At 68.0% G+C, this 24,014-nt stretch carries 17 protein-coding genes and 5 pseudogenes; 8 read left to right on the top strand and 14 right to left on the bottom strand.

Annotation, left to right across the window (positions count from 1 at the left end):
• The first annotated feature begins 50 nt into the window (after positions 1–50).
• On the top strand, positions 51–2,270 hold the full coding sequence (locus ABZ904_RS21135) for a LuxR C-terminal-related transcriptional regulator (RefSeq protein ID WP_361825003.1): 2,220 nt from the start codon (positions 51–53) through the stop codon (positions 2,268–2,270).
• A 19-nt stretch (positions 2,271–2,289) separates the two neighbouring features.
• Here the strand turns inward: ABZ904_RS21135 and ABZ904_RS21130 are convergent, their stop codons facing one another.
• Positions 2,290–3,807: a 4-hydroxyphenylacetate 3-hydroxylase N-terminal domain-containing protein gene (locus ABZ904_RS21130; protein ID WP_361825001.1), complete on the bottom strand. Its 1,518-nt coding sequence runs from the start codon at positions 3,805–3,807 to the stop codon at positions 2,290–2,292.
• A 158-nt stretch (positions 3,808–3,965) separates the two neighbouring features.
• Here ABZ904_RS21130 and ABZ904_RS21125 point away from each other — a divergent pair, with 158 nt between their 5' ends.
• The 4 genes from ABZ904_RS21125 (at position 3,966) to ABZ904_RS21110 (ending at position 8,395) form a co-directional block, all read left to right on the top strand.
• On the top strand, positions 3,966–6,818 hold the full coding sequence (locus ABZ904_RS21125; protein WP_361824999.1) for an AAA family ATPase: 2,853 nt from the start codon (positions 3,966–3,968) through the stop codon (positions 6,816–6,818).
• A 178-nt stretch (positions 6,819–6,996) separates the two neighbouring features.
• Positions 6,997–7,311 carry a hypothetical protein gene (locus ABZ904_RS21120; RefSeq protein ID WP_360998495.1) on the top strand — a complete coding sequence of 105 codons (315 nt, stop codon included), beginning with the start codon at positions 6,997–6,999 and terminating at the stop codon, positions 7,309–7,311.
• Positions 7,295–7,771, top strand: coding sequence for a hypothetical protein (locus tag ABZ904_RS21115; RefSeq protein WP_360998497.1), 477 nt, complete (start codon positions 7,295–7,297; stop codon positions 7,769–7,771). Before ABZ904_RS21120 ends, ABZ904_RS21115 begins: the two co-directional genes overlap by 17 nt.
• A 33-nt stretch (positions 7,772–7,804) precedes the next feature.
• Positions 7,805–8,395, top strand: a complete 591-nt coding sequence (locus ABZ904_RS21110; RefSeq protein WP_359393482.1) for a malonic semialdehyde reductase — start codon at positions 7,805–7,807, stop codon at positions 8,393–8,395.
• Positions 8,396–8,677: 282 nt separating this feature from the next.
• Here the strand turns inward: ABZ904_RS21110 and ABZ904_RS21105 are convergent.
• The 7 genes and pseudogenes from ABZ904_RS21105 to ABZ904_RS21075 all read right to left on the bottom strand — a co-directional run.
• Positions 8,678–9,040: pseudogene (locus ABZ904_RS21105) on the bottom strand (TetR family transcriptional regulator); the annotation flags it as partial.
• A gap of 336 nt (positions 9,041–9,376) precedes the next feature.
• A pseudogene (locus tag ABZ904_RS21100) lies at positions 9,377–9,547 on the bottom strand (hypothetical protein); the annotation flags it as partial.
• 25 nt (positions 9,548–9,572) lie between these two features.
• A complete protein-coding gene (locus ABZ904_RS21095) occupies positions 9,573–9,884 on the bottom strand; it encodes a hypothetical protein (RefSeq protein ID WP_361824996.1) in 312 nt (103 codons plus the stop codon).
• Positions 9,885–10,133: 249 nt separating this feature from the next.
• Positions 10,134–10,687 (bottom strand): annotated as a pseudogene (locus ABZ904_RS21090) (AAA family ATPase).
• A gap of 320 nt (positions 10,688–11,007) precedes the next feature.
• Complete coding sequence (locus tag ABZ904_RS21085) at positions 11,008–11,286, bottom strand: carboxypeptidase-like regulatory domain-containing protein (protein ID WP_359393475.1); 279 nt, start codon at positions 11,284–11,286, stop codon at positions 11,008–11,010.
• Positions 11,283–11,723 (bottom strand): hypothetical protein, encoded by a 441-nt coding sequence (locus ABZ904_RS21080; RefSeq protein ID WP_361824994.1) that lies wholly within the window; start codon positions 11,721–11,723, stop codon positions 11,283–11,285. The genes ABZ904_RS21085 and ABZ904_RS21080 overlap by 4 nt, the downstream gene beginning before the upstream one ends.
• A gap of 423 nt (positions 11,724–12,146) precedes the next feature.
• Positions 12,147–12,665: an adenylate kinase gene (locus ABZ904_RS21075; protein ID WP_359393471.1), complete on the bottom strand. Its 519-nt coding sequence runs from the start codon at positions 12,663–12,665 to the stop codon at positions 12,147–12,149.
• A 323-nt stretch (positions 12,666–12,988) separates the two neighbouring features.
• On the opposite strand from ABZ904_RS21075, the gene ABZ904_RS21070 reads away from it, so the two are divergent.
• Entirely contained in the window at positions 12,989–13,360 is a 372-nt protein-coding gene (locus ABZ904_RS21070) for a hypothetical protein (RefSeq protein WP_360998505.1), read from the top strand.
• Between the two features lie 217 nt (positions 13,361–13,577).
• Here ABZ904_RS21070 and ABZ904_RS21065 read toward each other — a convergent pair whose 3' ends face one another.
• The 4 genes from ABZ904_RS21065 to ABZ904_RS21050 all read right to left on the bottom strand — a co-directional run bounded on the left by ABZ904_RS21065 (position 13,578) and on the right by ABZ904_RS21050 (position 19,938).
• On the bottom strand, positions 13,578–14,579 hold the full coding sequence (locus ABZ904_RS21065) for a fatty acid desaturase (protein ID WP_361824991.1): 1,002 nt from the start codon (positions 14,577–14,579) through the stop codon (positions 13,578–13,580).
• Between the two features lie 335 nt (positions 14,580–14,914).
• Positions 14,915–15,559 (bottom strand): hypothetical protein, encoded by a 645-nt coding sequence (locus tag ABZ904_RS21060; RefSeq protein WP_359393464.1) that lies wholly within the window; start codon positions 15,557–15,559, stop codon positions 14,915–14,917.
• A gap of 392 nt (positions 15,560–15,951) precedes the next feature.
• Positions 15,952–18,432, bottom strand: coding sequence for a SpoIIE family protein phosphatase (locus ABZ904_RS21055; protein WP_361824989.1), 2,481 nt, complete (start codon positions 18,430–18,432; stop codon positions 15,952–15,954).
• A gap of 711 nt (positions 18,433–19,143) precedes the next feature.
• Positions 19,144–19,938 (bottom strand): alpha/beta hydrolase, encoded by a 795-nt coding sequence (locus tag ABZ904_RS21050; protein WP_359393462.1) that lies wholly within the window; start codon positions 19,936–19,938, stop codon positions 19,144–19,146.
• 265 nt (positions 19,939–20,203) lie between these two features.
• Between ABZ904_RS21050 and ABZ904_RS21045 the strand changes: the two are divergent.
• Positions 20,204–20,512: pseudogene (locus ABZ904_RS21045) on the top strand (transposase); the annotation flags it as partial.
• 345 nt (positions 20,513–20,857) lie between these two features.
• Here the strand turns inward: ABZ904_RS21045 and ABZ904_RS21040 are convergent.
• Together ABZ904_RS21040 and ABZ904_RS21035 are read right to left on the bottom strand one after the other, a co-directional pair.
• A complete protein-coding gene (locus ABZ904_RS21040) occupies positions 20,858–21,763 on the bottom strand; it encodes a serine protease (protein WP_360998510.1) in 906 nt (301 codons plus the stop codon).
• A 696-nt stretch (positions 21,764–22,459) separates the two neighbouring features.
• Entirely contained in the window at positions 22,460–23,236 is a 777-nt protein-coding gene (locus ABZ904_RS21035) for a transposase (protein ID WP_361824986.1), read from the bottom strand.
• 138 nt (positions 23,237–23,374) lie between these two features.
• Here ABZ904_RS21035 and ABZ904_RS21030 point away from each other — a divergent pair.
• A pseudogene (locus ABZ904_RS21030) lies at positions 23,375–24,014 on the top strand (hypothetical protein); the annotation flags it as partial.

Below are 24,014 nucleotides of genomic sequence, written 5' to 3'. Positions count from 1 at the left end.
CCATGGACGTCGGGGGCTCCGCCCGTTCCGACGAGTCCACGGAAGGTGCCATGACCAGCTCCGTGCCGACCTTCAAGCTGCATCCTCCGGCCCAGCCCCCGCATCTCCTGACACGCCCGCGTCTGCTGCGCCGGCTTGACGCGGCGACCGAGCCCGTGGTCGTGGTCTCCGCGCCGGCTGGTGCCGGGAAAACGGTGCTCCTGACCGAGTGGTCGCGAGGCCTGGCGGCTCACGGAGAGTGCGCCTGGCTCACCCTCGACGCGTACGACAACGTCCCCGGCCGGCTCTGGGCCGGCATTCTGCGGGCCTTGCACGAGGCACGACCGACACTGCCCACCCGCCCCGACAGCGATGAATGGACGCTCGACGCATGGCTCGAGGAGCTCCTGCCGAGCCTTGTGGCCGGCCCGGGCGGAGCAGGCCCGCTCACGCTGATCCTCGACGGACTGGAATCCATCACGGACGCCGACGCGGTCCGCGGACTGGGAGACTTCCTGACGAGGCTGCCCCAGGGCTTCCGCATCGTTCTGTCGACCCGGCACCTTCCCGGAAGGCCCCTTCCGGCGCTGCGCGCCCGGGGCCTGACCGCCGAACTGGACCAGCACGACCTGGCCTTCACCCTCGAGGAAGCACAGGCAGTGCTCACCGATCTGCTCGGCTCCGCTCCGAGCCCGGACACGGCGAGCGCGCTGCACGAGGCCACCGAAGGGTGGGCGGCAGGGCTGAGCATCATGGGGCGCACACTGTCCCGCTCGGCGAACAAGGCCGACATGGAAGGGAACTTGGCCCGCGGCAGGCATGCGGTCACCGAGTATCTGGCGACCGAGGTGCTCTACCGGCTCACCACCGAACAGCGCCGGTTCCTGCTGCGTACCAGTGTGCTCGACGAGCTGAGCGCCGGGCCGTGCCAGGCGCTCGCTGGTGACCGGGCGGGCGTTCTGTTGCACGAGCTCGCACGGACCGTACAACTGCTCGTGCCCGTCGCCGCTGTTCCGTCGGCGTACCGGCATCACCGGGCATTGTCCGCGCTCCTGTCCGACGTCCTGACGTCCAAAGGGCCGGATACCGTCGGGTCCCTGCACCGGTCGGCGGGTCAGTGGTACTCCCGGCAGGGCGAGACGACCGCGGCCGTACGGCACTGGGTGCTGGGCGGCGACGAGTCCGCGGCCGTCGCGTCGATCCTCGACGCCTGGGAGAAGGCGATCTCGGCAGGCCGTCGTGCCGAGGTCTCGCATTGGCTGGACCTCTTGCCGCCCCGCACGGTGGCCGCCGACGCAAGATTGTGCGTTGTGGCGGCGATGGCGTCGCTCTCGGGGGGCGCCCCGGGAAAGGCGCGGCGCTGGCTCGAGGTGGCCCGGCTCAGGCAGACGGGGCCTGAGACGGTCGGCGACGGCAGCACGGTGTCCGATGCGGCGGCCGTCGCTCAGGCCGTCGCCTGCTGTCTGGAGGGGGAGATCCTGACCGCCGAGCATCTCGGCGAATCCGCCGTGGGCGGCACCATGCCGTTGACTTCCTGGCGGGCTCTGGCCAGTACGGCCCGCGGTGCTGCGATGCTGTGGACCTCCCGGTACGAGGAAGCGGAGGCGTTGCTCGGCGAGGCGACCCGTGATGCGCATGCGGCCGGGCACAGCTTGGCGCTCGTCCGCGCGCTGGGCTTGCGGGCGATGTCCGCGCTGCTGGCCGGCCGCCACGAGCCCGCGCGCGTGCTGAGCGACGAGGCCCTCGAGGCGGCCGCGACGGCCGGCCTGAGCAGGCACTTCGTCGCTGTGTCCGCCTACATCGGCCGGGCCGGCGTACTCATGGAGGAAGGACAGGTCGAGGAGGCAGAGCGCGTTCTGACCGATGCCGAAGCGGCGCTGGCGGGCTCGCCCCGCGCCGGAGGCGAACCCCACGTACGCGCCTTGTGCCACTTCACGCGGGCACGACTTGAGAGTGCGCGGCACAATGCCGACGCGGCGCGGGTCGCCCGCGAGGCGGCCGAGCGGGCAGCGGACCGGTGCGAGTCACCAGGGGTACTGACGGATCTGCTCGGGCGGCTCGGCAAGCAATCGATGGTGGCGCCCGCCGTGCCCGGCCCCCAGGACCTGTCGCTGGGGGAGCGCCGAGTGCTCCGCGCCCTGTGCGGTCCGTTGACGCTGCGTGAGATCGCCTCGGAACTCTATGTGTCCCACAACACCGTCAAGACACAGGTACGGGCGATCTTCCGCAAACTCGGCGCGCACGACAGGAGCGGAGCGGTCGCAAGGGCCCGGGAGTGCGGCGTGCTCTGATCCGGGCCCTTGCATCCCGCTACGAAGCGTCCTGGCGGCGGGCGTAGTCCGCCTGAGACGTGTACGCGGTCTCCTTCTGTTCGGCGCTCGCGCTCTCGATGCCGCAGACCTTGCGCGCGAGGTCAGCCATACTGCCGTTGGGGGACATCTCGGCACGCTTCATGGTGAGCGTGCGGATGGCCAGCAGGGGAGTGCCGTTGAAGTTCTCGAAGGTGCTGATGCGGTCGCCCCAGTCGGACAGGAACAGATCGCGGATCACGCGGCTGATCTTCAGCCGGTCGTGCGGCCTCCCGACCGGTCCGGTCTGCAACGCCTCCAGCCACGGCCGGAGTTCGGACTGCTGCCACTGCCCCTCGGTCGGGAAGATGAGCGAGGCACGTCCGGCCAGGTCGACGACCTCGTGGACCATGCCGGCGATGTTCTCGAGGTAATACGCCCGCCCGAAGTCGAACATCAGGACGTTCGGCTTGTAGAGGCCACCCGGCGTGGTGAACCCCTCGTCCTCCGAAGCGATCACATGTGCCTTGAGCGTCTGGTGGAAGCTGGCGAACCGGGCGATCCGGGTCTGGACCGGGGGCAGTTGATAGGTACCGATGTGCTCGGTGATCAGCAGGACCAGACCGAGCATCAGCTCGGCGCGCACCATCTGGCGCACCAGGGCCTGGTAGTGCAGCCAGTCGAAGACGCGCTGCGGGTACAGCGACGCGTGCTTGGGATTACCGATGTGGAACACCCGATTCCAGGGGATGAGCACATCCTCGAACACGATGACCGCGTCCAACTCGTCGCCCTGCGAGGCGAGCGGGTGCTCGACCTCCTCGCCGTCCCTGACGTTGCTCTCCCGGCAGATGATGGTGACCCCCGGGGTGTTGGGCTTGACCGCCCCGAAGATGATCTGTTCCGGCAGAATGCCGGGGCGGTAGAAGACGCCGATGTGGATCCAGTCACCGAAGGCAGCTCCGGTGCTGATCGCCTTCACGCCCCGCACGGTGATGCCCTCGTCCGAGGTGCCGACCACCTGCAGGGCAGGGGACTCGGCCTGCGCGGAATCGCGCGAGCGGTCCGTCTGCGGGTCGACGAACGCCGGCGTCGTGTTGAGGTCGCTCTCTCGCACCTCGTTCCAGAAGTCGATGATCCCCTTGGCCAGATCCCGCCCATCGGTGCCGACGGACTGGCTGCTCCAGGGCTCCGGGTCGTCGACGTAGGTGATCAGTACGTAGTTGTTGACGTCCGGAGTGCGCGGGGTCGCCCCGCCGCCGAGCTCCCGCAGCACCGTCTCCATGTAGCGCCGCTTGCGCTTCAGGTCCTCCTTGGTGCGGTGCTGGAACCACGTCATGGACCGCCTGACGCCGTCCTCGTCCACGAACGTCATGACGTCCTGGAGGTCCGGACGGTGGTGCAGGTCGTAGAAGTCCGCGAGCCTGCGGGCATACGCCCGGGTCTTGGGGTGCGTGGCCACGTTCTCGACGAGCTCGTCGCCCACCCACACCTTGCGGCCGTCGTTCAGTGCCGCCAGGTATTCCTTGCCTGTACGCACGTCGTGCTCCTCTCCAGGGGCAAGAGATCTGGACGGCACGGAGCATGCGTCGCGGCGGGGTGAGAGGACGGCGCGGAACCGGGAATCACCCGGGTGAAATCGCCGAGCCCAGGGGAAGCGACGTTGAGGGCACATGTGCCGTGCGGCATGCTTGATCCATGCGCAGCACAGACCCCGCGGGCGACCGGGCCCGTGGGCCCGGCAACCGGGCCATGCCCGGGCTGCGCCTCAGGGGACGGGACCGCGAGATCGTGGCTGTCCGTGAGGCCTTGGAAGCGGTACGTGGTGGACAGGGTGCCTGCGTCGTCGTGGAAGGCGCACCTGGCGTCGGCAAGAGCCGGCTGCTCGTGGAGCTGGACGAGCTGGCGCGGCAGTTCGGGTTCGATGTGGTGTCAGTACAGGCCGACGAGCTCGACCAGTACGCGGCAGGAGCCGCCCTGCAGTCCGCCTTGCAGTCCTCCGCCGATCGTGACCGAGCCGCCGCGGCCACCGACGACCAGCGGCTGTGGCTGCTGGACGGCATCACGGACGCTCTGGAGGAGCGAGCTCAGCGCGCCCCGGTGGCCGTGCTTGTGGACGACGCCCAGTGGGCGGATCCGGCAACCCTCTTCGTGCTCCGCACCCTGCCCGGACGACTGGCCGCCTCGCGGATCCTGTGGGTTCTGGCGGTCCGGTCGGAGACCGAGCGGCCGACCGTGGCCAAGGTGCGAGAGGACCTCGAACGTCTCGGAGCCCGGTGGTTGACCCTCGGCCCCCTGCCGCAGCAGGAGCTGCAGCACATCGCGGCCGATGTCCTCGGGGCGAAGCCGTCACCCGGTCTGGCCAAGCTCCTGCGAGGCGTCGCGGGCAATCCGTTCCTGGCGATCGAACTGGTGCGCGCTCTTACCGACACGGATGCCGTCAAAATCGAGGGGGGCGTGGCGAACCTCCTGCACGACTCGATCCCCGGCGGTTTCCGGCGGAGTGCCGCCGCGCGTCTGGACCGGCTCCCGGAGGATGCCGTGCGCCTCCTCCAGATCGGGTCCGTCCTCGGCCGCGAATTCGACCTGGGCACGGCCGCCCGAATGCTCGGCAGGCAGGTCGGCAGCCTGCTGCCGGGTGTCGAGGCCGCCCTGAACGCCGGGCTGCTCTCGGCCGACGGCCCACGACTGGCCTTCCGCCACGACCTCATACGGCAGGCTGTCCACGAGAACCTGCCGGTGGCCGTACGGACCGCTCTGCATCGGGAGGCTGCCGACACTCTGCGTGGCGTCGGAGCACGATCGGCGGAGCTGGCCTGGCACGTCGTCATGTCGGGCGGCCCGGTCGACGACGCCGCCGTGACCACGCTGACCACTGCCGTACGGGAACTGTCATTGACGGCCCCCGACGCGGCTGCGGACTTCGCTCTCCGGATCGCCGGCCTGCTGCCCCCACACGATCGGCGTCGAATCACCCTGCTGACCGACGCCGCCGATTACCTCGGCCGTACCCGCCGGGTTCACGAGGCCCTCGACCTGATCGACGCCGCCCTGTCGGACGGTCTTGAGCCGTCGCAGGAGGCATGCCTGCGCCTGGTGGCTGCCGAGATCTATCAGGCGGCGGGCGAGGACGCCGCCGCGATGACCCACCTCGAGCGGGCCCTGGACCTTCCCGGGCTTTCGCCTGACGTGCGCATCCGCCTGCTGAAGACCAAGGCGACGGGCCACGTGTACCTCGGAGACGTCGCCGCTGCGGAACAGATCGACACCGGACTGGTCGAGGCCGCCTACCGCAGCCACGATCCGGCTCTCGTCGTCAGCGCGATGGTGTTCCAGTCACAGACGTGCTTCTACCGCGGGCGCCTTGCCCGGGCCCTCGAGCTTGCCGAGGAGGCCACACGGCGCGCCGGCACGGAGTCCGCCGCGCTCCACCTGCGGCCCCCGCGGATTCCGGCGCTGTGGCTGGCCACGGTACTGACCAGCAGCGACCGGCTCGCAGACGCCGAGGGGATTCTGCGGGAGGGGCAGCGCGAAGCGGAGGCCCTGGGTCTCGGCTGGTCGCTTCCCCTCTGGCATGCCGCTCGTGCCTGCGCACTCCTCGAACAGGGAGCACTGGACGACGCGGCAGTGGAGGCCGAAGCGAGTCTGACCGTGGCGGACGAACTCGAGATCATGCAACCGAATCCGCGGGCCCGCTCCGTGCTCGCATTGGTGGAGACCAGACGCGGTGACCTCGCCAAGGCCAGGGACCATCTCGGCGCCGCCGAAGCCGGTTCCGGCACAGCCACGCAGCGGTACGGCCTATGGGTGTCGCTCGCGCGCGCCTGCCTGGCGCACGCGGAGGGCCGGGATGCCGCGGCGGCAGCGAGATTCAAGGACAGCTTCGGACAGCTCGAGCCGACGCGGCTGCTTGCGATACCTCCGTCCCACTGGCCCGCGATGGTGCGCATCGCGCTCCGAGCCGAGGACCCGTCGCTCGCGCAGACCGTGTCCGACTCATTGCGCAGCCTGACCGCACAGGACGACAGCCGGCTGATCCTCGGCGCGGTCCGCTCCCATGTGGACGGCTTGCTCCACAGCGACCCCCGCGCCCTGGAGTCCGCCATCTCCGGTTACCGGAGCACCGGCAGGCCGCTGGCACTGGCTGCGGCCTGTGAGGACCTCGGCGAGCTCATGGCCGCATCGCCCGATCCAACGCCGGCGATCCCGTATTTCGAGGAAGCGGCTGAGCTGGCGTCGGCTTCGGGAGCCCTGCGCGATCAGGAACGGATCAGGCGGCGCCTTCGGCAACTCGGCGTGCGCACCGGCGCTCCACGGCACCACACGATCGGCTCCCCGGAGTGGGGGGACCTGACCGAATCCGAGCGGAAGCTGATTCCGCTGGTCGTGGACGGCCTCACCAACCGGGCCATCGCCGACCGGCTCTATGTGTCCGTGCACACCGTCAACACCCACATGAAGCACATCTTCACCAAGCTGGGTATCAACACGCGAGTCGAACTGACGCGTCTGGCGGTCGAACGGGGTGGTCTCGCCGACGGGGCGGACTGAGCGGTGGGGGACTGAGCGGCGGGGCGTGAGCCCTGGGGGACTGAGCGGCCCCGAGGGGCAGGGCGCGAGCGCCAGGATCCCTTGAATGGGCGATGCCTGCTGCGGCGGTACTGCTGATGCTGGTGGCGACGGCGTGCAATGCGCACGGCGCCGCCTTTCATCAGGAAGTGACCGCCTCATGAACACGATGCGCGAAGTAGGCGCACACCGGCGCGGAGGCCCCGACCGGCTGATCCACAAGACCGCACCGCGTGCCGAGCCAAGGCCCGGCGATGTGGTCCGGGCGGGCCGGGACCATGGCCCACACGGATTGTGCTTCGTCGTCGAGCCGGCCGCAGACGGGCTCGACTCCATCAGCAAGTGGATCAGGAGCAGACGGCTGAGCCCGGACACCGACCGGGCGGTTCCCGTCTCGCGGACCCGCGTCGCATACGAGGCGCTCGAGAAGGAGTACCGACCCGGCAAGGTTTTCACCCATGTCGCGCGCGGATAGCGAGCCGCACCGCAGGGCGGTCGGTCGCAGTGCCGAGGCAGGCCGGGAACGCGGATACCGCGGCCGACTCCGCGCTGTCGTGGCCGCGAGCGCGGCCCCGCACGGATACACCCTGGCGCTGTGGACCGCCACCGCGGTGACGTCGTCCGATCGGGGCGCCCCCGGGGCGGCCGAGGTCCTGGCGGGCCTCACTGGTGCGACGTTCGCCTTCGTCGCGTTGGGTGCTGTCGCGTACGGCGGTGCCCTCATGACGCCGGACAGGTCCGTCCCGGCCGGCACGTGGATATGGGCCGCCTTCCATTTGCCCATGGCCGCTTTCGCCGCGCTGGTCAGCCTGTTGCTCGCGCGGTGTTGTTCAGGGCCCCTCCTGTGGGGGCTCGTCGGGGCGACCACGACCGCCGTGTACCTGCTGGGTGTCAGCGCCCAGTACCTCTGCTCTGCAGTTCGCCGAATCACCTAGAAATCAAAGTCGCTCACCCGTAAGAGGTTCACCATGCCCCTCGCTCTCGACCCTGCTGCCCAGGACCTTCTGTTCCGGGAGGCACGGACCGCCAACACCTTCACCGACGAGCCGGTGACGGACGAACAGATCGAGGCCATCTACGACTTGGTCAAGTACGGGCCCACCTCCATGAACCAGCAGCCGCTGCGTATCGTGCTGGTCCGTTCCGCCGAGGCGCGCGAGCGTCTCGCCAAGCACATGTCCGAGGGCAACCGCAAAAAGACCGCGGCTGCCCCGCTCGTCGCCATCCTTGCCGCGGACAATGAGTTCCACGAGGAACTGCCCAGTCAGTTCCCGCACTTCCCGCAAGCCAAGGATCTCTTCGCCGAGCGTGAAGTGCGTGAGCGATCAGCGAAGCTCAACGCGCTCCTCCAGATCGGCTATTTCATCGTCGGCATTCGTGCCGCCGGTCTGGCTGCAGGACCGATGACCGGCTTCGACGCCGAGGGCATCGACAAGGAGTTCTTCGGCGATGGCGAGCACTCGGTTCTCGTCGTCGTCAACATCGGCAAGCCGGGCGAGAACGCGTGGTTCACACGCTCCCCGCGTCTGACGTACGGCCAAGTGGTCTCCACCGTCTGATCGAGGGGCAACGGTCACCTGGCAGCGTGCTTGCGCGAGCGCCGAAGCGTGATCCCGCCAGCGCTGCCCGGTGATCCACCTCGTCACCAGGTGCCCAGACCGAAGGCCGTCGACGCTGACAGCGCCGGGGGCATCCGTGGCTCGGCTGCTGCCGATCGCCATGATTGACACCGCGTGGCCTTTCCAAGGGAGGCGTGGCGGGCTGCGGCTTGCCGACCGCACAGCGGCAGGCAGCGATGTTGGCGCGGCGCGCCGTTGTGCCGGTGGGACGCCGGGCACTCGTCAGGGGTTCGTGAGATGCCGCTGCACGACCGGTGCCACCTGTGCCACCAGCTGTTCCAAGTCCGCGGAGGCCAGCGGCTCCACTTTGATCACGTATCGCAGTACCGCCACCCAGACCAGCTGGGCGGTTGCCGGCTCGGCGCGCAGTTCGGGCTCCTGGATGTCCAGCTGGCCCGCGGCGCGTCGCAGCAGCTGCATGGCGACCATGCGGCGGAAGACGGCGGCAGCGGACTCGTTGGTCAGGGCGGACCGGAGAATCGCCGGCAGTGGCGTACGGTCGTGGGGGTTCTCCCAGACGCTGAGGACGAACGGGGTCAGGCGCTCGCCGACGCCCTCGTGGGGTCCCTGGGTGATCGCGTCCGGCAGTCTCATGACGGGGGTGCTGCGACGGACGGGACCCGCTTCGGTCGCCCTGGTCATGGGCACAGCACTCACTCACCTGCGGGACACCTTCACGGCCGACGCGAGGTGCAGGTACGTGAACGCGAGGGCTGCGGCGAGGACGGTCCGGTCGGGGGCGTACGCGAGTAGTCACTGCTGACGCCCTCTTCCGTATTCGCCGGGAAGTAGGGCCTGACCACGTCGACGGCGGAGCCACCGGGCACATGGAGGAGGCGGTGCCGGAGACTGGGCGCGGTGGTGCGCTCGCGCGTGTACCGCCTGGCGTTGTCCGGGCCCAGCGCTGCCCGGCCCCGTCGACTACTCGGCGAGCAGAAGGTCGTCCTCCTCGAACAACGCGGGGTTGTCCGAGCGGAGGAAGACGGCAAGGCCGAGCACGACGCCGCGTGCGCGCATCGGTGCGACCATGGGCGAGTGCATCCCGGGCTCGCGGATCTTCTTGGCCCGTGCCGGGTCCAGCTCTACCCATGCCGGGCTCGCACGAGAGGGTGGCCTGTCAGCGAGCGTCGGAGCTTTCGTTCGCGGAGTGCTGGGGACCGGGGTAGGGGTCGTATCCGAACGTCATGAGCTGTTCCCAGATCCAGGGGTAGAAGCGGTCGTACCGGCTGTACCCGACGCTGCCGTCTCCGTTTCCGCTGTCGTTCTCTCCGGTGGTCCCCGCGTCCGCAACCACACCTGCCCGGGCGGGGACGGGCGCGTCGGCCGGAAGTGGAGCCGCGGTTGCGGAAGTACTGACAGCGAGGAGCGCACCTCCGGCCACTGCGAGAGAAGCAGTCGCGGTGGCAATACGCCGCATGAACTTGTTCATGGTCATTCCTCCTTGCATTACTCAACTACTGATGCCCCCGGTGCAGCCACACAGCTCCACGACCGCCGTCGCGGTCCACCCGGGCACCGTCGGAGCATGGGGCTCATCGAGCAAATGCAGTCCGTCCGCAATTCCCGGGGAGCAATAACTACCGACGCGACCAGTGTCGATTGGAAAAGCCGACAGCGCATCGCTCGACCTAGTGATTGGGCCGCACGCAAATAGGTCCGTCCTTTCGGCGCCCGGCGATCACGGTTTACTCGCGGGGTCCTGCCCGGCCCACTCGGTGGCGGCCACCACCTCGCGCGCGATGTCCACGACAGCCCGCCCATCCGTCATCACGCGCACGGTCTCCGCAGGGGCCCGCTGGTCCAGCAGCCGCGCCTTGCGGGCACTGCCCTCCAGCTCCTGCTCCAGTTCCGAGCCGAGTTCCCGGCGCACCAGCCGCTCGCGGGCGGTGGCATCGGAGGCGGTGAGCAGGACCCGTACGATCCGCCCCCCGTCCCCATGGCACGCTCGAACATCCCAGTCGCCTCAGGTAGCACACTCAGAGTGTTCGTATAGATCAGCCGGCGGTAGCCGCGCCGGGCGAAGTTCGCCCACACAGCAGTCAGATTGCTCTCCGTGATGTCCGAACGATGAGGATCGCCCTCCGGGGCCGGATGTACCTGACCCATGAAGTCTCCATCGATGACCGCATGCGAGACCGCCGCAGCCCGCAGCAACGCCGAAACCTCCCACCCCACCGTCGTCTTGCCGACTCCGGCCCGCCCTCCGATGAGCAGTACTTCTGCGTGATCCATAGAGGCAGCGTGCCAGCTCGCATCCTTCTCACGCGATCCGATATCGATCGGCCCCCGGCTACAGGCGTCGTACCGCTTCCGGACGGAATGACGCCGAAAGCCTCACACCGACCTGGAGTTGGCGTCCGGCGACCTGTTCGAGTTCGGGGGCCCTTCCCGCTACGCCTACGGGCGGTCAAGTGCTGTCGGGGACGAGTGAGCCGGCCACCGGACTGACCGGCGGCCGGCTCACCCTCAGGGTGCGCGAGACCGGACCAGGGCGACTGGGCCGTTGCCGGACCGGAGGCGGCACGCCGGCCGCATCCGGTCCAGGGCGCCGGTCAGTCCTTGAGCAGCGTGAAGTTCTGTGTCGTGGTCGCTCCCTTCGAGATCCTCACCGTGGCGACGGCCGGCTGGAAGCCGTCCTTGGCAGCGACCACCTGGAGCGGGTTGCTGTGGACGTTCAGCCACAGCTGGTAGGTGCCGTCCTTGCCGGTCTTGAGCGTGTAGTGCGCCGCCGAGGTGTTGATCTGCACGGTCGCCGCGACGATCGGCGCCCCGCCGGGGGCGGTCACCGCGCCGGCGACCTTGCCCCACGTGGCAGGGGGCTTGACCGTCATGGAGACGCTGCTCGGGGCGAGATCTCACCGGCCCGACCGGCGTTCGGGGCGGGGTAGTCGGTGCCGCCGCGCTGGCTGACCTTGGAGAAGCAGCCGTTGGCGGTGGTGCACGCCGGTAGCCCGAACTGCTGCCGGTACACGGCCAGGTCGGCCTCGGCGTTCGGGTCGTCGTACGCGTCGACGATGGCGACGGTCTGGCCGGCGCCGCCGCCCGCGGGTATGGAGTACGCGCTCTGCAGGTCGCCGGGTCCGTAGCCGCTGGGGGTGGCGGCCAACGGCTGGACTCCGTGTCGGGCGGGGACATCGGTGCGCCGCAGCGCGAAGCAGGAGAACGTGCCCGGCTTGGGATCGGCGCACTGCCGTACCACGTCGGACTGCGCTGCCTGGGTCTTCGCCGCGGCGTGTGCCGCGACGGCCATGGGCAGTTGAAGGGCCATCACAGCGAGGGCGGCCGCGGTTGCGGCACGCCGTCTGAAGATGGGTATGCGCGAGGTGGGTCTCTCCTTGGGCGACGGTGCGCGGTTCGGTCGAACCGCTGGCGTATACCTGCGCACCGCATACACCATCGGAATCTCCGATGCTCTGGCGAGATTCTGCCGCATGTCGTCATTCCGCCACCTGCGGTGTCGGCGGGCTCGTTGACCACATCGAGAGGCTGCCCTGCCACTACCAACGCCGGCCGCACACGATCAAGGGGCAGTCCCTTGAAGATCGCCCCGGCCGAGACGCTCGCCCATTTGACGCGCACCTCATACCGTTTGAGCAGGGCCGACTCGCTGAGTGACGACCGAGACCAGCGTCCCCCTGGCAGGATGCGGGCCCGTCGACGAAGCGGGGGCCCAGCTGCCTGGCCCGCCGGGTCAGAGGGACGCCAGCCAGGCCGCCATGTCACTGGGGTGCACGAAGCGGAGGGTGTCGAGAGGGGCGAAGCGAGGATCGCGGACAAGGCGCTCGACTTCGCGGCGGCGGGCGCCGTGTTGGGACCAGGCCCACCAGGCCGGGTGTTCCCGGCTCAGCCACTCCGTCCAGGTCTCCCTGTTGCCGCCGAAGAGGACTTCGCGTGTGACGGTGCGTCGGATGGACCGGCGCAGTACGCGGGGCATGATGACCCGTTTGGGATAGTCCAGCCAAATCACGGTGTCGGCCCGGTCCCACAGCAGGTCACGGACTTCCGGATAGCCGAGAGAGTCAATGGCCCAGCGAGGCTCGGCGGTGAGCCGTGCTACGTCTTCGACCAACTTGTTGTTGGTGGCCCAGTTGGGGCCGTTGAAGTACAGCGCGTCCATCTCGTGGTAGGGCACGCCCAGACGACTGCTCAAAGTCTGGGCAAGCGTGGATTTGCCCGCACCGGTGACACCCACCACCAAGATCCGCTCCACGGGTGCACACTATCCCGGCGTCCTGCGAGGAACGCTCCTGCGCTCCTCGCCTGCCACGACCGACCCACCCAATGCAACGACGTTTTACGGGAGTTCGAGTGGGTCTATCCGTCCCGACGGCCTCATCCGGGCATCGGGATCGCCTGACCGCTGCGCTCCTCGCCTGGGAAGATCACCGAATTGGAGCAGATCGCCCGCCTCGACATATCTGGCCGTGAACGTTTGGCGACACCCACCACGAGTACGAATATGTGGCGTGACCCCGGCGGACGTGGTTTCCGGCAAGGGCACCCTCAGCCACAGCAGTCGACCGAGGAGAACGAATGAGAACCAGCGTCTGGCCATGGTTCTGCGGCTGGCTCGCCGTCGGCGCAGTGGGGTCGCTCAGCCTTCTGACCCTGCTCACCATCGGCCTCTACCTGTTGCTCGTCACCATCGTGGCGGCCGGCCTGCTGGCGTCCCGGCGGGGCTCCTCGGCAGGACTTCCGGGTGTGATCTCCGGGCTCGGAGCACCGCTCTTGTACGTGGCGTTCCTCAATCGGGGAGGCCCAGGAACCGTGTGTACCACCACAGCCACCGGTCAGTCGTGCGTGGACGAGTACAACCCTTGGTTCTGGCTGGCTGCGGGGGTGGCCCTCCTGATCGCGGGGATCGTGGTCGGCGCTGTCCGGCAGCACGGGGCGACGGCTCGCTGAGGACGTGCTCGGCCGGATGACCCGTGCACCGCGCGGGCAGCAGGACCGGTACACCGCTCACGCACAGCAGCCGCACACAGCGCGGCTCGCCGCCGAAACGACACCCCGGCTCAGCTGCTCGGCTGAGCCGGGGAGGGCAGACCAGCGCGCGAACGCCCCGCGCCGGTTGCTGTGTCCCATGAGCGCGGGACGCCGCGGCGACGCGCGCCCCGGGACATCAGGCCGCGGACTCGGCCGAACCGATCGGCTCGGGCAGCAGTCGAGCGCTGAGACGGCTGGGGCTCGGCCAGCGAACGTCGTGGACCCAGCCCAGCTTCTCGAATATCCAGATGAGGCGTGCCGAGGGGTCGAGCTGGCCCGGCAGCACGCCGTGGCGCGCGCCCGTGGGGTCGGCGTGATGTGAGTTGTGCCAGCTCTCCCCGAAGGACAGCAGTGCGAGCGGCCAGAAGTTGGTGGCCTTGTCCCGACTGGCGAACGGGCGCTTGCCCGCGACGTGGCAGACCGAGTTCACCGACCACGTGACGTGGTGCAGCAGCGCCATCCGGATCACGCCGGCCCAGAAGAACCCGGTCAGAGCTCCGGTCCAGGTGCCGGTGACGAGCCCGCCGACCAGCGCCGGGAGCAGGAGCGAGACGGCGGTCAGCGGCCCGAAGAGCCGGCCGATGAGCCGCATATCGGGATCGGCGGCGATGTCGGGCGCGAACCTGGCCCGGTTGCTCAGCTCACGCTTCAGCATCCATCCGATGTGCGCGTGCAGAAGGCCCTTGAGCAGCGCGCGGGTGTCGGTCCCGTAGCGCCAGGGCGAGTGCGGGTCGCCCTCTCGGTCGGCGAAGGCGTGGTGACGGCGGTGGTTTGCCACCCACTGGACCGGCGAGCCCTCGACCCCCAGCGAACCCGCGACGGCGAGGGCGATCCGCAGGCCCCGCCGTGCCTTGAACGAGCGGTGCGTGAAGAGGCGGTGATAACCGACAGTGAGGCCGAAGCCGGACACGAGGTAGGCGACCACCGCCATGCCGACGTCCAGCGCGGACAGGCCCCATCCCCACACGAACGGCACCACGGCGATCAGGCTGATCGGCGGGCCGACGACGAAGATCCACATAGCCACCCCCGCCGCGGCGGTCTGCGGGGCGTCGAGCAGCGGAATGGCCCCCGCCACAGGTTCGGCGTCGTGTTCGGCGACGGCCAGTTCAGAACGGTCAGCGTCGCTCGGGTTCATCGGTTCCTCGCCGTCGCTCAAGCTTGTGCGGACATGGTGCTGGACCGGCCGGGATCACGCGCGGTCTCGGGCGCGCCCGGCGGCCGCAGGGCACACGATCCCACCGGACGGCATCCGCGCAGGTCGTCGCCGATGTCCAGGGTGTGAACGGCGCGGGACCAAAGCTCTTTCGCCTCCCGGCGGGAGGTTCAGTCCTCGACGGGCCGTTCCTGGCCGAAGACCGTTGGTCATTCCAGCCGGGGTTGCACGCCTGACAACGGCAAGGTCATTACGAGCCCACCTGGGCGAACTGACGGCATACCAGGGCAAGTGGCGCCACGATCCGGCTCGCTCGTTCAACCCCGAAGCCCCGGAGGCAGCGTTCCACCGCTCCGCCGTCCCCACCACCGCCGGCCCGCGGGGGACACCCGTCCAGGCGGATACCCCGTATGGGTGAGAAACGCCTCGATCACCTTCTGTGCGGGCCGGTGCGGTGGCACCGCCATCAGCACCGCGTCGTCTCCGTTCGGCAGCGGCGGTGCCACCAGGGCGACTTCGTCCCCGGACCGCAGACGCAGCACCAGTGCCCGCAGTCGGTGCTGGTCCTCGGGCACGGTGCGCAGGCGCGCGTGCATCTGGTCCTGCGCTGGGGAGTAGAGCTGCACGTGGGCCAGCGGCGTCCCGTGCTTGAACTCCTGCCAGCGGCCGAGCCCAAGGCTGCGGAACGGCGGCTCCTGCCATGGCCGCAGCGCGTCCAGACGTTCCAGTAGAAGCCGCAGGAAGTTGCGGACTGAGGGTTCGTCATGCGGCTGCCACGACAGGTCCTTCTCCCAGGCGTCCACCGCGACTGCCGCCTCGATCCCTGCGTACTGCTCTTCCGTGGTGAGGTCGTAGAACGGCTGCTCCAGGATCATGCGACTGATGCGCTCGACTTCCTCATCGCCCAACTCGCGGCTGAACTGCAGGCAGTAAAGGATCGCTTCAAGCATCCCCGAATTCATGCACACAGTATGACCAGCCAGCACTCGGCCCAGGGCTGGTCCGAAGCGGCGGGCAGGGGTGGTGGCGGTCTCGGGGCATCGCGACCACCCGACCGCTGCATCCCTTGCCTGGGGCGAGTGCGGGGCACTCTCCGAGGATCGTCCACGCCATCGCCGACCCCGCGCCCTGGCACCGCGACGCGACAACGCGTCGGTCACGGCTCTGCCCTGTCCGCCGGTTGCGGCCCGGACCAGGAGGGGCTCATCTACCATCGAACAGCGCCCCCGTTTTGACCCGATGGCAATGGACCGTCAACGGTGACATCTACCCGTCAGAGGGGTCGCTTCCCTCGGCTTGGTCGAAGAATGGACGCCCCTGCGAAGCCCGCTTCGAGAGGTCGGTGAGTTCGACCTCAGGCAGCCGCCGATCGGGGGCCTGAGGCGTGGGGGAGGTCTTGTTCGGCCCAGACGACCTTGCCTCCCGTTATCGAGCGGGACCCCCACCTGCGGGACAGGTTGGTGACAAGGAAGAGGCCGCGCCCGTTCTCGTCCGTGGCGCGTGCGCGGCGCGGACGCGGAGGGCAGGGGCCGGCGTCGGACACTTCGCAGGTCAGGACCTGGTGCCGGATGAGCCGCAGCTCGATCTGTCCGGTGCCGTGGCCGATGGCGTTGGTGACGAGTTCGCTGACGATCAGTTTCGTGTCGTCCTCGAGACCTTCCAGGCCCCATTCCGTCAGCTGACGTGTGGCCAGGTTGCGGGCGCGGCAGACGGCGGACCGGTCACCGGGCAGCTCCCAGGTGACCACACGGCTCGGGCTGAGAGAACGGGTCCGGACAAGGAGGAGTGTGACGTCGTCGCACGGAGCCTGGTCGGGGACGGTCTTCGTTGCGATGTCGCAGAGGTCTTCCAGAGATCGGCCCGGTTGTGCGAGGGCGTTGCCCAGCCGGTGCATGCCCTTTTCGATGTCGTGGTCGCGGGTGTCGATCAGGCCGTCGGTGTACAGGGCGAGGACGCTTCCCTCGGCCAATTCCAGTTCCACGGATTCGAAGGGGTCCCCCAGGCCGACGCCCAGGGGGGCTCCGGTGGGGAGGTCCGGGTAGGAGACCCGCCCCTGCGGGTCGGTGATCGCGGGCGGGGGGTGGCCGGCCGATGCCATGGTGCACCGGCGGGTGGCGGGGTCGTAGACGGCGTACAGGCAGGTGGCGCCCGCCACCACATGGGCCTGGTCCGGGGTGTCGGCGTCTTCCTCGCCCAGCCGCTGGACCGTGTCGTCGAGTTGGGCCAGCAGTTCGTCGGGGGGCAGGTCCATGTCGGCGAGGGTGTGGACGGCTGTGCGGAGCCTGCCCATGGTCGCGGCGGCGTGGAGGCCGTGTCCGACCACGTCTCCGACGACGAGCGCCACCCGCGCGCCGGACAGCGGGATCACGTCGAACCAGTCGCCGCCGACACCGTGGTCCACGTCCGCGGGCAGGTACCGAGACGCAACCTCGACCGCCGTGCCGCCCCGCAACTGGCGGGGGAGCAGATGGCGTTGCAGTGTGAGGGCGGCGGTGTGTTTGCGCGCGTACTGACGGGCGTTGTCCAACGCGCGCGCGGCGCGGCCGACGAGTTCTTCGGCCAGGAGCAGATCGGCCTCATGGAAGGGCTCGGGATCCGTTGTGCGGACGAACAGTGCCACGCCCAGCAGGGCGCGCCGTGCACGGATGGGTACGACCATGATCGAGTGCATGCCGTATTCGCGGACCCTGTGCGCCAGTTCCGGTACCTCGTCGACCCATGTGCCCGGAGCGGTGTCGAGGACCGGCTGCAGGCGGGACTTCCCGTCGCGCAGCACGGAGGCGAAGGGTGAGGCGGGAGGCACGTTGACCGGCTCGCCGCGCATCCATGGGGATTCCGGCACGCCTTGGTGAATCGAGGCCAGACCCGCCCGCCGGAAAGTGGGGAGGCGATTGCCCGTCGTCGCACTGATGCCGACCGGGGGCCCCTCCCCGATCGAGATCGATTGCTCCAGGTCCACGGCGACGTAGTCGGCGAGCAGAGGCACGGCAAGGTCGGCCAGTTCCTGGCTGGCCTGCATCACATCCAGGGTGCTGCCAAGACGCGTACCGGCCTGGCTGAGGACGGCGAGGCGCTCACGCGCCTGCCAACTCGCGGTGATGTCGGCGCTGATGACGCACACCCCCAGCGATTCGCCGTCGGCACCCTGGAGGCACTGGAACGAGACCGCGAACTGATGCTCAGGGCCCTGGTTCGTCGGCAGCCACGTCCGGTACTCGAGGATCTTGGTCGCACCGTTTTGGGCGACCTGCCGCATGACCGCCTCAATGGTTTCGGCATTGGCACCGGGCAGTGCCTCGGTGAATCGACGTCCGAGGCGTCGGTCACGAGGAATGCCGTCGTGGCTCTCAGCAACGTCGTTTACGTAGGTGGACCGCAGCCGCCGGTCACGAATGCCCACACCGATCCCCGCGCGGGCGAGAAGCGGCCCCCGCACCGATCGGTCTATAGGGTCCCCGGACTGCGGGACGGTGTCGGTCACGGACGCGAGCCATCGCGCGGTCCCGTCCTGACCGCGCAGCATCGTGATGCGCACGCTGACGTCGAGCACACGGCCATCCCGATGGCGCACCGCTGTCGCCCCTGACCAGCCGTTTTCGGTATGACACTGCTCGACGAACGCTGACGTCGGCGTCGCTTCCTTGAAGGAGGGCAGCACGAGTGCGGCGGACCGGCCCACAGCGTCCCTGGCGGAGTATCCGACGAGCCGTTCGGCGGTGTGCGTCCATGCGACGACCGTCCCCTGCTCGTCGAGCAGCGCGATTGCCGTGTCGGAGATGTCAGACGCGTTCAACTGCTTACCGAGTGTCACTGCGTCGAGGCTGGTCGTGGTCATCAAGTGCTGTCCTAGGGAAGTCTGGGAAAGCCGGCGGTATGGGACTCGAATGATGTGCCCCTTTTTCATGGAATGACCGGATAGCAGGCGGTTCTGTGACAGTGCTGCGGCCGTGACTGGTAACGGCTCCCGTCAGGTCAGGTCAGGTGAGGCCGTGGTCGGGCTGCCAGCCGGGTGAAGCTCCACGTTGCAGACTGATCCGCCCGGCCTCTGGGTGACCTTCTCGCCCACCTCGAGCTGCGGCTCGTCGCAAGTAGGGGACGCTCTGCATCCCGCGCTTAACGCCTTGTGGTTCAGAACAGACCGGAAGTCGCCTCCGACCCCCTACCTGTCGAGTCGGCGGCTTTGCCGACGGGCTGAGGCACCTGTGGGTGTTGCAGCCGTCTGTGACCGCGCAGCCGGCCAGTCGGACAGGTGGGACAGCGGAGGTATGCAAAAGGGCCCGCACATTCAGATGCGGACGCTCTCATAGGTCCAAGTCGATTACTGCGGGGTGAATGCGTTGATCACTCTGGATGGGGATGAATCCGTGCAGGGGGCATGGCGAAACCCTCCCTTCCGGTCCGGTACGTCGACCGTAGGAGGGGAGGGCTTTCCAGTGTTATTCGGCTTGGCGCTTGCGGGACCGGATCAGCAGCTCGCTCCCTTGCCATCAGGTGGGGCGAGCGGTCACAGTGCCAGGCGTCAGAAGGTGCGGCCTTGGATGCCGAATCAGGAGTGGGCGAGCGCCCAGTCCAGGGCGTAGTCGGCGATCTCCTGCCAGCCGTCCTGGACGGCCATCAGGTGGGAGCGGCCGGGAAACACCTTGACCTCGGTGGTGGTGCCCTCCGCCTTGTAGTGCCTGGCGTTGGACATCTGGACCTTGGGCGGCATGACATGGTCGTCTTCGCCGGAGAGGAACAGCAGGGGCGCCCGGTCGGCGTTGTGGAAGTTCACGTACGTGTCGGTGTGGCCGGGGTGAAGGTTGGCCAGCGAGCCGCTCCACACCATGCTGCCTGGTGCGGGGATGTGGTAGCGCTCATACGTGGTGCGGACCTGGTCCTGGGGAAACGTGTTCGCAAAGGCGTAGCGCCATTGGTCGAAGTCCAGTCCGATGGCGCGGTGCCGGTTGGCCGGGTTCTTCAGGACGGGGAAGAGGGACCGGATCTGGGACAGGGGTACGACCGGCACGCCCTCAGCGGGCGCGGAGTTGATCACCACTCCGGCGGTGCCGAGGCCGCGGTCCAGGAGGATCTGCGTGAAAAGGCCGCCGGCGGAGTGACCCATCACTATGGGTGGCCGGTCCAGCCCCGTGATCAGCTTTTCCAAGCTGGAGATGATCGCTGGAACAGTCACAGTCTCGATCGGGGCCGGGTCGGCGTTGAGGGCCTCGACCTCCACCTCGAATCCAGGATACGGCGGCGCGATGACACGGAAGCCCTTGTTCTCGTAGTGGGCGATCCAGTTCTCCCAAGCCCGGGGCGTCACCCAAAAGCCGTGGACGAGGACGATGGTGTCGGGTTGCATCAGTGTGCTCCTTGGTCGGTGGACCGCTGGCCGGTCGAACTTAGGACCGATGGGGTCCCGGCAATGTGACACCAGGGCAGAAAAATTGCCCTTGTGGCACAGAGGATGCTGATGCCTACCGCCTCCGCTTGTTGTTTTGAAGTCATCTCAATTGGCGAGGCGGCGGTGACAGATGAGAGTGCGGGCGATGCTGGGTGAACGCATTGAGGTTGTTGGCGTTGCGTCAATAGCGGCGGTGCAGGCGTCGGCAGCCGGCGAGCCAGCCCTCGCCTCTGCCGCCGGCCTGGTCCCCGTCGCCAAAGACTCCGGACGCCGCACCGGCAACCTCCACCGGCCTCAGCGCTACAGCCGCCGCCTGCGCAGAGTGTTCTACCTCTCCGCACAGACCAGCATCATCCGCGACGGCCCCAACGGCACCTACTACCTCAAAAAGCGAGCCCAGGGCCACAAACACATCCCCGCCGTCATCGCCCTCGCCCGCCGCCGCGTCGACGTCCTCTGGGCCCTCCTACGCGACAACCGCCCCTTCACCGCCGCGCCGCCAACACGGACAGCGACGATCACCGCGGCCTGACCAGGCACGAAGCCCAAGGCCCTCCCGATCACCTGCGATGCATACCGGGTTGGCTACCTTGGCGATCACCTGACTGAGGAGATGATGCATGCGGCCACGCGCTCATCCACCTACACCGTGTCCCCGCTGCGGAGCAGCAACTGACCGCGTCCTCACCGTGATCATCCCCACCGCCACCGACGAGGACGACCTCTTCCGAATCATCCACAGCACCTCAGAGTCACTGCCCACACACCTCACCTGCGCCGACCGCCGTCACGAGTGGGGATGGGAAGAAGGGACTGGCACTCCGAAGGGTTGACCCGGTCATTAAGACTCCGCCGACCCAAGGCTCCAGCGACATCACTACTCGCTGACAGCGGTCTCTTCGGCGATCTGGGCAGGGCTTTCCGGTGCCTCATCAAGCCGAGTTCTCGTAAGGCCATACTTTGCACACATCTGATCGACAGCCTCTTCAATTGCAGTCCATTTATACACGATACCCAAGTTGATCAGATCGTTGTACAGAACCTGAGGGCGATTCGCCGCCGTGATGATTTCACCGGTCGCTTGTCGCTGATAAACAGCCGCAACAATCCCGAGAAAGTAAGGAGTGTTTGCGCCCAGCTGAACGGAATTCCCCGAAAAATACGAGGTGCGAAGCGTGGTGAATACAGGACTGCCGCTACTCCCGGGAAAGACTGACGCATCGATCAAAAATTGCAGTGTTCCGTTCCAATTCAACTGAATCGGCGTAGCGGTAGTACCTTGGCGCAGGATTGGCGTGTTATGGGCAGCGTCGTACAGGTTATTTGGATAACCGACAAAAGTAACTGGTTCCGCCACGTCCAAATTCTCCAACGCCTCCTTCGGAGGGCACGCTGATGGCGGGATGGTACGAAAAAATGGCCTCCTGTCGTCGCTGGCGAGCTCAGCCAAGGCGGGGCCTAGAGGCATGACTGCGACGTCGATATCTTTATCCGAATGACCAACCCAGGGGCCGGGATTACAGGGGATATCGTAACCAATGGCGGGCGTGTCGAGATCAGGCTCCTCTCCGTCTCCCTGAATAAAGAAGATCGTGCAACGCTCAAATCCCTCAAGCACATGCTTGTTCGTAACGAGCACAAACGTAAACGCATTACCCTCTTGAGAGGCAGTGTAAATGAAACCTGTGCCGCTTCCCCTGCCGCGAACCCCTCTCGTTTCGATCCGCACCGTACAAAAGAGAAGCTGCCTATTGAAGCTGTTTACGGCAAAGGAGGTTCCCATTTTTGCCCCACTCGAATGCGCGTTGGACCTTTACGGTAGCAGCAACTGCCGTAAAGGATCCCGCGCATTGCGGGTACAAGCCATGGCCAGACCGACCGACGAAAACAGCAGTACGGGCCTCGGACGCACGAGCGCCCTCCCTGGGCGAGCGCTCTCACGCCGTCTCTGGGCCGCCCGAGGGCACCCAACGACGACAGACGACGACGGCTTTCCCCCTGGCCAGAGATGGCGCATTGGGCTCCACAGCAGTCGGGGCCCCCGCGCCCGTCGCTGCCGGGCCGGCTCCAGCCGCCCCGGCCCCCCGCCCAGGAAGAACTGATCTCGCAGCGGTACACGTCCAGTCGTAAGGTCGGCGCGTGACACACGAGGGTGCAGACACACGTTCCCCTGACTGGGCCTACAACTGGGCGGACGGTACAGGCCTGCTCGGGATGGACCAGCCAGAGGAAATCGACGCGGCCTTCGAACGCGGCGAGCCGCACGTCGGAGTGGCCGTGATCGGCCTTGCCCTCAATCACTCCGACCCCGTGGCCATCCTTCCCCGGATCGCCCGTCGCCAGGGCACGGTCGCGCTGGCGCACGTTGCACGTCTTCACCACACGGTCGATACCGAGTGCCTGGCCCTCTTGCGAACCCGCCCTAAGAGATATCCCGTAATGCGGTTCGGTGCGTGCCTCACCACCTCTGGGGCTTCAGTTAGCTGATGTCGATCTTGAGGTTGTGGAGCGCCGCGACGCCGGCGACGGCGTGGTTGATGGCGTCGCCGCGGCGGCGGCATTGCCGCAGGATTTGATGGTCTTTGAGGCGTGCGATGGTGTGTTCGGCTACTGCTCGCCGTTTCCGGAACCGTTTGTAGGTCCGATCTTTGATGATGCGGCCGTCTGGTCCGCGACGTGGTGTTCTGATTTGAGCGCAGTCGCGGTAGCCGCCGTCGCCGGCGAGCCGCGGGTGAGCTGGAAGGGTCCGGCCGAGAGTTTCCCGGAAGACGACGATGTCGTTGCGGTTCCCTGGCCATGCGTCACCGAGTGCGACGATGCGTCTGTCCCGGGCCCGGCAGACGACCTGCACGTTGACGCTGTGCCGGTAGTTCTTGCTTTTCGCGGTGTGGGTGTGGGTGTGGGTGTGGTCGTGGACGGGGATGAGGGTGCCGTCGACGACCCACAGCTCCCGCCGGTCACCCGGGGGCGGCCCCAGGAGTTCCCCGAGGAGCGGTGCGAGACGGGAAATCACGCGGTGCACGGTGGAGTCGGTTGTCCCGAACAGTGACGCCAACTGCTGCATGGTGAGGTTGGTCCGGTAGGCGAGGACGAGCAGCAGGACCCGGTCGGGGAACGGAAGCGCCCAGTTCCGGCCGTGGTCGGCGTCTGGTCTCCGCTCCCACAGCTGCTCGACGAGGTGCTGCATCTGTGGCCCGGTGAGCCCGGTGAAGGCGTGGAGTTCAACGCTCGTGCAGCGGGCCAGGGTCAGGCGCATAAGGGCACCTTAGAACGCCAAGCACGTCCGTCGCCCAGCCGTTGTCAGTGGGCGTCTGTAGCTTTGGCCTTGCTTGCCGGAGCTGCCAAGTTCCGGACAGGTCGTCGCCGTTGCCGTAGACAAAGGAGGTGGGATGCCGTGAGAGCAGGGCTGCTCGACGCTGCACCTGCCTGTGACGTGTCTGCCCGCCGGTTCCGTGGGAAGAACAAAGGCAAGCGGTGGACGCGTGGCGAGGGCACCGAGCTCGCGGTAATCCGGCTGCCGCTCGAGGTGAGCCGGCTCGACAGCCAGTTGCGAGTAGAGCAACTGTACTCGGCGATGTGGTCGGTCAAACGCGCGCTACAGCGCGATGCCCGGGCCGCGGTCGACGCGTACTGGGCCGGGGACGTGCGCCGCGATGTCGACGCGAAAGGGTGGCGTGTCGAGCTGGGCCTGTCCCGCGAGGGCATGGAACGCCGCGGGTACCGACACATGGAACGCTCCCGGCATCTGGGCCAGCACGTCACCAAAGCTCTGGTGATGCATCAGGCCGACGAGGTGTGGGAAGGCGTCAGTCGGCACCTTTTCCCCGATGAGTCCGGTCGCCGGTTCGGGCGGCCGAGGACCGGCACCTGGTGGGACTACACCCGCATCCCCGGCCGTGCCCGCTCGCACACCACGGCCCGGAAGTGGGAGACGTTCCGTCTGCACGGCACCCTTGCCGGGCATCTGGACGCCTACCGGCACCGGGACCTCGACCAGGCCATCACCACCCCGGAGCAGGCAGCCGGGCTGCCGC

It is taken from the genome of Streptomyces sp. NPDC046900 (genome assembly GCF_040644975.1).
Taxonomy (GTDB): domain Bacteria; phylum Actinomycetota; class Actinomycetes; order Streptomycetales; family Streptomycetaceae; genus Streptomyces.
The sequence above is the reverse complement of the archived record's forward strand: the minus strand, read 5'-3'. Positions and strand labels throughout refer to the sequence as shown.